We start from the raw sequence: 6,370 nt of genomic DNA on the forward strand, positions 1-6,370 counted from the left end.
GTGCCCGCCGCCGCGGCGCCCCCGCGCAGCACCCGGCGGCGGGAGAGCCGGGCGCGCAGATACGCGTGCTGCTCCGCCATGGTCATCCGCTGGGCGAGCCGCTCGGGCACGCCGAACCGTGGTGTGTCCATGCGCCGGAATCTCCCCCGCCCGGTCGACGCCGCCGGGTACACCGGGTGAACGGGGGCTTTCCAATGCGGGGTCCGGGACACCGTCGCGTCCGAATGGCGGACGCCCTATGTCAATCCATGGGACGAGCTGTAGGGTCCGGGTATGTCTCGCAGCATTCGCCTCGCAGTGATCCCCGGTGACGGTATCGGCCAGGAGGTCGTGGCCCAGGGTCTGAAGGTCCTGTCCGCCGCCCTTCCGCAGGACGTGAAGCTGGAGACCCGGAGTTACGACCTCGGCGCCCGGCGCTGGCACGCCACCGGCGAGACCCTGCCGGACGCGGACCTGGAGTCGCTGAAGAACCACGACGCGATCCTGCTCGGCGCCATCGGCGACCCGTCGGTGCCCTCGGGCGTGCTCGAGCGCGGGCTGCTGCTCAAGCTGCGCTTCGCCTTCGACCACTACGTCAACCTGCGTCCGTCGAAGCTCTTCCCGAACACCGCGACCCCGCTGGCCGGCCGCCCCGACATCGACTTCGTGGTCGTCCGCGAGGGCACCGAGGGCCCGTACGTGGGCAACGGCGGCACCCTGCGCGTCGGCACCCCGGCCGAGGTCGCCACCGAGGTCAGCCTCAACACGGCCTACGGTGTCGAGCGCGTGGTCCGGGACGCCTACGAGCGGGCCGACGCCCGTCCGCGCAAGAAGCTGACCCTGGTGCACAAGAACAACGTCCTGGTGCACGCCGGCCACCTGTGGAAGAACATCTTCGACCGGGTCGGCCAGGAGTACCCCGAGGTCACCACCGACTATCTGCACGTCGACGCCGCGACGATCTTCTTCGTCACCCAGCCGGAGCGGTTCGACGTGATCGTCACCGACAACCTCTTCGGTGACATCCTCACCGACCTCGCCGCCGCGGTCACCGGCGGCATCGGGCTCGCCGCGAGCGGCAACATCAACCCCTCCGGCGCCTTCCCGTCGATGTTCGAGCCGGTCCACGGCTCCGCGCCGGACATCGCGGGCACCGGCAAGGCCGACCCGACGGCTACCGTGCTGTCGGTGGCCCTGCTGCTGTCGCACCTCGGCTACGCGGACGAGGCGGCCCGTGTCGAGGCCGCCGTCGGGGCGGACCTCGCCGAGCGGGACGCGGCCGCGCCGCGCACCACCGACGAGATCGGCGACGCGCTCGCCGCCCGAGTATCCGGCTGACCCCAGCCTGTGCCAGCGCGCGGCTGGGTGCGACCATCGACCTGGGCCGCGCGTTGCGCACGCATCCTTCCCCGGCCCCGCCTAGGAGATAATCCCCGGTGGGGCCGCGGTGTGAAGAGAAGCTTGGACGTCCTAGTACCGATCACGGGCAGGATGGAGTGAGCGCGGTCCGCCACAACCCAAGGTGAAGGACTACCTGCCATGACGACGCCCACGATCGAGCTCAAGCCCTCCTCCCATCCGCTTCCCGCCGCCGAGCGGGAGAAGATCCTGGCCAACCCCGGATTCGGCCGCCACTTCACCGATCACATGGTGACCATCAAGTGGACCGAGGGCCGTGGCTGGCACGAGGCCCAGCTCGTGCCGTACGCCCCGCTGTCGCTCGACCCGGCGAACATGACGCTGCACTACGCCCAGACCATCTTCGAGGGGCTCAAGGCGTACCGCCAGCCCGACGGCACCGTGGCGACGTTCCGCCCCGAGCAGAACGCCGAGCGGTTCCAGGCGTCCGCGCGCCGCCTGGCCATGCCCGAGCTGCCCGTCCACACCTTCATCGAGGCGTGCGACGCGCTGGTCACCCAGGACAAGGCATGGGTGCCGGGCCATGGAGAGCAGTCCCTCTACCTGCGGCCCTTCATGTTCGCCACCGAGGTCGGGCTGGGCGTCCGGCCCTCGAACGAGTACCTCTTCGTGGTGATCGCCTCCCCGGCCGGGCCCTACTTCGCCGGCGGTGTGCGGCCGGTCTCGGTGTGGCTCTCGGAGGAGTACGTCCGCGCCGCGCCCGGCGGCACCGGCGCGGCCAAGGCGGGCGGCAACTACGCGGCCTCCCTGGTCGCCCAGGCACAGGCCGCCGAGCAGGGCTGTGACCAGGTGGTCTGGCTGGACGCGGTCGAGCGCCGCTGGATCGAGGAGATGGGCGGGATGAACCTGTACTTCGTGTACGGGAACCGCATCCTGACCCCCGAGCTGTCCGGTTCGCTGCTGCCGGGGATCACCCGCGCCTCCCTGCTGCGGATCGCTGCCGACCTCGGTTACGAGGTTGCCGAGGGCCGGATCTCCGTCGACGACTGGCGCCAGGGCAACGCCGACGGAACCCTCACCGAGGTCTTCGCCTGCGGTACGGCGGCCGTGATCACCCCGGTCGGCTCGGTGAAGTCCACCCGGGCGAACTGGACGGTGGCCGACGGTGAGCCGGGCGAGGTGACGCTGCGGCTGCGCAAGGCGCTGCTGGACATCCAGACCGGCGCCGCCCCGGACACCCACGGCTGGCTGCACCCCCTGGGCTGACCTCCGGCTCCCCTCGTTGACCCGAGGGGTTCGCATCCTGAGACGGATGAGAGCGCGGGGGCGGAGTGTGCCAAACTGCCCCCGTGCTCTCGTTCGCCATGATTATTGGCAGCAGGCGCGCCGGTCCGCAGTGACCGCCCCGTACGACCCGGTGCGGCGCGGCCACCGTGCCCCAGACCCGCGCGCAGACCTCTCGCACCCGCGAGGGGTCTTTTCGTTTTCCGGACCATCCCGCCGGAGGCGAAGCGTGAGGGATCATAGGAGGGCGCGGAGCCGGTTATTCCGGTTAGACCGAGATCCCCGACAGGAGTGCCAGACCACCATGAAGGATCTGCCCGACGACAGTTTCCACGTCTTCGACACCACGCTGCGCGACGGAGCGCAGCGCGAGGGCATCAACCTCACGGTCGCCGACAAGCTGACCATCGCCCGGCACCTGGACGACTTCGGCGTGGGCTTCATCGAGGGCGGCTGGCCCGGCGCCAACCCGCGCGACACGGAGTTCTTCGCACGGGCGCGCGAAGAGATCGACTTCGCCCACGCCCAGCTGGTGGCGTTCGGCGCCACCCGCAAGGCGGGCGTGAGCGCCGAGGACGACCCGCAGGTCAGGGCACTGCTGGAGTCCGGCGCACCGGTGATCACCCTGGTGGCGAAGTCCCACGACCGCCATGTGGAGCTGGCCCTGCGCACCACGCTCGAGGAGAACCTCGCGATGGTCCGCGAGACCGTCGCCTACCTGCGGTCCCAGGGCCGCCGGGTCTTCCTCGACTGCGAGCACTTCTTCGACGGCTACCGCGCCAACCCCGGCTACGCCAAGCAGGTCGTCTCCGCCGCCCACGAGGCGGGTGCCGACGTGGTGATCCTCTGCGACACCAACGGCGGCATGCTCCCCGGCCAGATCGACGCGGTGGTCCGCACCGTCCTGGCCGACACCGGCGCCCGGCTGGGCATCCACGCCCAGGACGACACCGGCTGCGCCGTCGCCAACACCCTCGCCGCCGTGGACGCGGGCGCCACCCACGTCCAGTGCACGGCCAACGGCTACGGCGAGCGCGTGGGCAACGCCAACCTCTTCCCGGTGGTCGCGGCCCTCGAACTCAAGTACGGCCGCCGGGTGCTGCCGGACGGCGCCCTGGCGGAGATGACCCGGATCTCGCACGCGATCGCCGAGGTCGTCAACCTGACGCCGTCCACCCACCAGCCCTATGTGGGGGTCTCCGCCTTCGCCCACAAGGCCGGACTGCACGCCTCCGCGATCAAGGTCGATCCGGATCTGTACCAGCACATCGACCCCGAGCGGGTCGGCAACACCATGCGGATGCTGGTCTCCGACATGGCCGGCCGGGCGTCGATCGAGCTCAAGGGCAAGGAGCTGGGCATCGACCTCGGCGGCGACCGGGCGCTGGTGGGGAGGATCGTCGAGCGGGTCAAGGAGCGCGAGCTCGCCGGCTACACCTACGAGGCCGCCGACGCCTCCTTCGAACTGCTGCTGCGCCAGGAGGTCGAGGGCCGGGCCCGCCGCTACTTCCGGGTCGAGTCCTGGCGGGCGATCGTCGAGGACCGCCCGGACGGCACCCACGCCAACGAGGCCACCGTGAAGCTGTGGGCCAAGGGCGAGCGCATCGTCGCCACGGCGGAGGGCAACGGGCCGGTCAACGCCCTGGACCGGGCGTTGCGGGTGGCGCTGGAGCGGATCTACCCGCAGCTGGCCACGATGGAGCTGGTGGACTACAAGGTCCGCATCCTGGAGGGCAAGCACGGCACCGAGTCCACCACCCGGGTGCTGGTCTCCACCGCGGACGGCCGGGGGGAGTGGTCCACGGTCGGCGTCGGGGAGAACGTGATCGCCGCGTCCTGGCAGGCGCTGGACGACGCCTACGCCTACGGTCTGCTGCGGGCCGGGGTGGACCCGCAGGAGTGACACGCGGCGGATGCCGCGGTGCCGGCGACCGCCGGAGTAAGGTGCGGGGAACGCGGAGCGCGGGCCGGGCCGGCCCGTTGCCCGATCCGGCCGCACCACCGCTCCGGCGGCTGCCGCCCATCCGGGTGGTCACGCCCGTACGCTGCACGGTCGCCACCAAGGAGTTTGTGGGGTGCCGACAGGGCCGATTGTCCTTGAGGACACCAGGTAGTGGGAAAGGCGCTGTCCAGTTCTGTTCTGCCTGCCCACCAAAACGCCCTTGACGTTGTAGGGAATTGACATGCGTTTCCGGGGGCCCGGGAACGTACCGTCATTGCATGACCAATCTCGAAGGTGCGCCTGCTGAGGCGAGTGACGTTCGCGGGCGCGTCGCCGAGCTGCACGCGATTCGCGAGCAGGCTCGGCGCGGCCCGAGCGAGCGGGCGACCGAGGCCCAGAAGGCCAAGGGGAAGCTGACGGCTCGCGAGCGGATCGATCTGCTGCTTGACGAGGGGTCCTTCAACGAAGTGGAGCCGCTGCGGCGGCATCGCGCGACCGGGTTCGGGCTCGAGGCGAAGAGGCCCTACACCGACGGCGTCGTCACCGGCTGGGGGACCGTCCACGGACGGACGGTGTTCGTCTACGCACACGATTTCAGGATCTTCGGCGGGGCGCTGGGGGAGGCCCACGCGACCAAGATCCACAAGATTATGGACATGGCCATCTCGGCCGGGGCGCCGCTGGTGTCCCTCAACGACGGCGCCGGTGCCCGGATCCAGGAGGGTGTCTCGGCGCTCGCCGGATACGGCGGCATCTTCCAGCGGAACACCAAGGCGTCCGGTGTCATCCCCCAGATCAGCGTGATGCTCGGCCCGTGCGCGGGCGGGGCGGCGTACTCCCCGGCGCTGACGGACTTCGTCTTCATGGTCCGGGAGACCTCGCAGATGTTCATCACCGGACCCGATGTGGTCCAGGCGGTGACCGGCGAGAAGGTCACCCAGAACGGACTGGGCGGCGCGGATGTGCACGCCGAGACCTCGGGCGTGTGCCACTTCGCCTACGACGACGAGGAGACCTGCCTGGAGGAGGTGCGCTACCTCCTGTCGCTGCTGCCGCAGAACAACCGGGAGAACCCGCCGGCCGTCGAGGCCGACGACCCGGTCTCCCGGCGCGGTGACTCGCTGCTGGACCTGGTCCCGGCGGACGGCAACCGCCCGTACGACATGCGCAAGGTCATCGAGGAGATCGTCGACGACGGTGAGTACCTCGAGGTCCACGAGCGCTGGGCGACCAACATCATCTGCGCGCTGACCCGGCTGGACGGCCAGGTGGTCGGCATCATCGCCAACCAGCCGCAGTCGCTGGCCGGGGTGCTGGACATCGAGGCGTCGGAGAAGTCCGCGCGCTTCATCCAGATGTGCGACGCCTTCAACATCCCGCTGGTCACCTTCCTCGACGTGCCCGGCTTCCTGCCCGGTGTGGACCAGGAGCACGGCGGGATCATCCGGCACGGCGCCAAGATGCTGTACGCGTACTGCAACGCCACCGTGCCGCGGATCTCGGTCATCCTGCGCAAGGCGTACGGCGGTGCGTACATCGTCATGGACTCCCAGTCCATCGGCGCCGACCTGACCTACGCCTGGCCGACCAACGAGATCGCGGTGATGGGTGCCGAGGGCGCCGCCAACGTGATCTTCCGCCGTCAGATCGCCGACGCCGACGACCCCGAGGCCATGCGCGCCCGCATGGTCAAGGAGTACAAGTCCGAGCTGATGCACCCCTACTACGCGGCCGAGCGGGGGCTGGTCGACGACGTCATCGACCCGGCGGACACCCGTGAGGTCCTGATCCGGTCCCTGGCGATGC

4 protein-coding genes are annotated in these 6,370 nt (G+C 70.3%); all 4 read left to right on the forward strand.

The annotated features are described in order from the left end of the window. Positions 1-273 precede the first annotated feature (273 nt). Positions 274-1,317, forward strand: a complete 1,044-nt coding sequence (locus AXW62_RS35750) for a 3-isopropylmalate dehydrogenase (RefSeq protein ID WP_060948083.1) — start codon at positions 274-276, stop codon at positions 1,315-1,317. 201 nt (positions 1,318-1,518) lie between these two features. Continuing rightward, positions 1,519-2,604 carry a branched-chain amino acid aminotransferase gene (locus AXW62_RS35755; RefSeq protein ID WP_060948084.1) on the forward strand — a complete coding sequence of 362 codons (1,086 nt, stop codon included), beginning with the start codon at positions 1,519-1,521 and terminating at the stop codon, positions 2,602-2,604. A 322-nt stretch (positions 2,605-2,926) separates the two neighbouring features. Further along, entirely contained in the window at positions 2,927-4,525 is a 1,599-nt protein-coding gene (cimA, locus tag AXW62_RS35760; RefSeq protein ID WP_030823484.1) for a citramalate synthase, read from the forward strand. Between the two features lie 317 nt (positions 4,526-4,842). Then, positions 4,843-6,370 (forward strand): acyl-CoA carboxylase subunit beta (locus AXW62_RS35765; protein WP_060948085.1); only part of this gene is annotated, 1,528 nt, incomplete at its 3' end.

This window comes from Streptomyces hygroscopicus subsp. hygroscopicus (assembly GCF_001553455.1).
GTDB classification, from domain to species: Bacteria; Actinomycetota; Actinomycetes; order Streptomycetales; family Streptomycetaceae; genus Streptomyces; species Streptomyces hygroscopicus.

Coding starts and splice junctions, on each gene's coding strand:
- AXW62_RS35755 (WP_060948084.1), top strand. CDS start 1,519: ATGACGACGCCCACGATCGAGCTCAAGCCCTCCTCCCATCCGCTTCCC.
- AXW62_RS35750 (WP_060948083.1), top strand. CDS start 274: ATGTCTCGCAGCATTCGCCTCGCAGTGATCCCCGGTGACGGTATCGGC.
- cimA (WP_030823484.1), top strand. CDS start 2,927: ATGAAGGATCTGCCCGACGACAGTTTCCACGTCTTCGACACCACGCTG.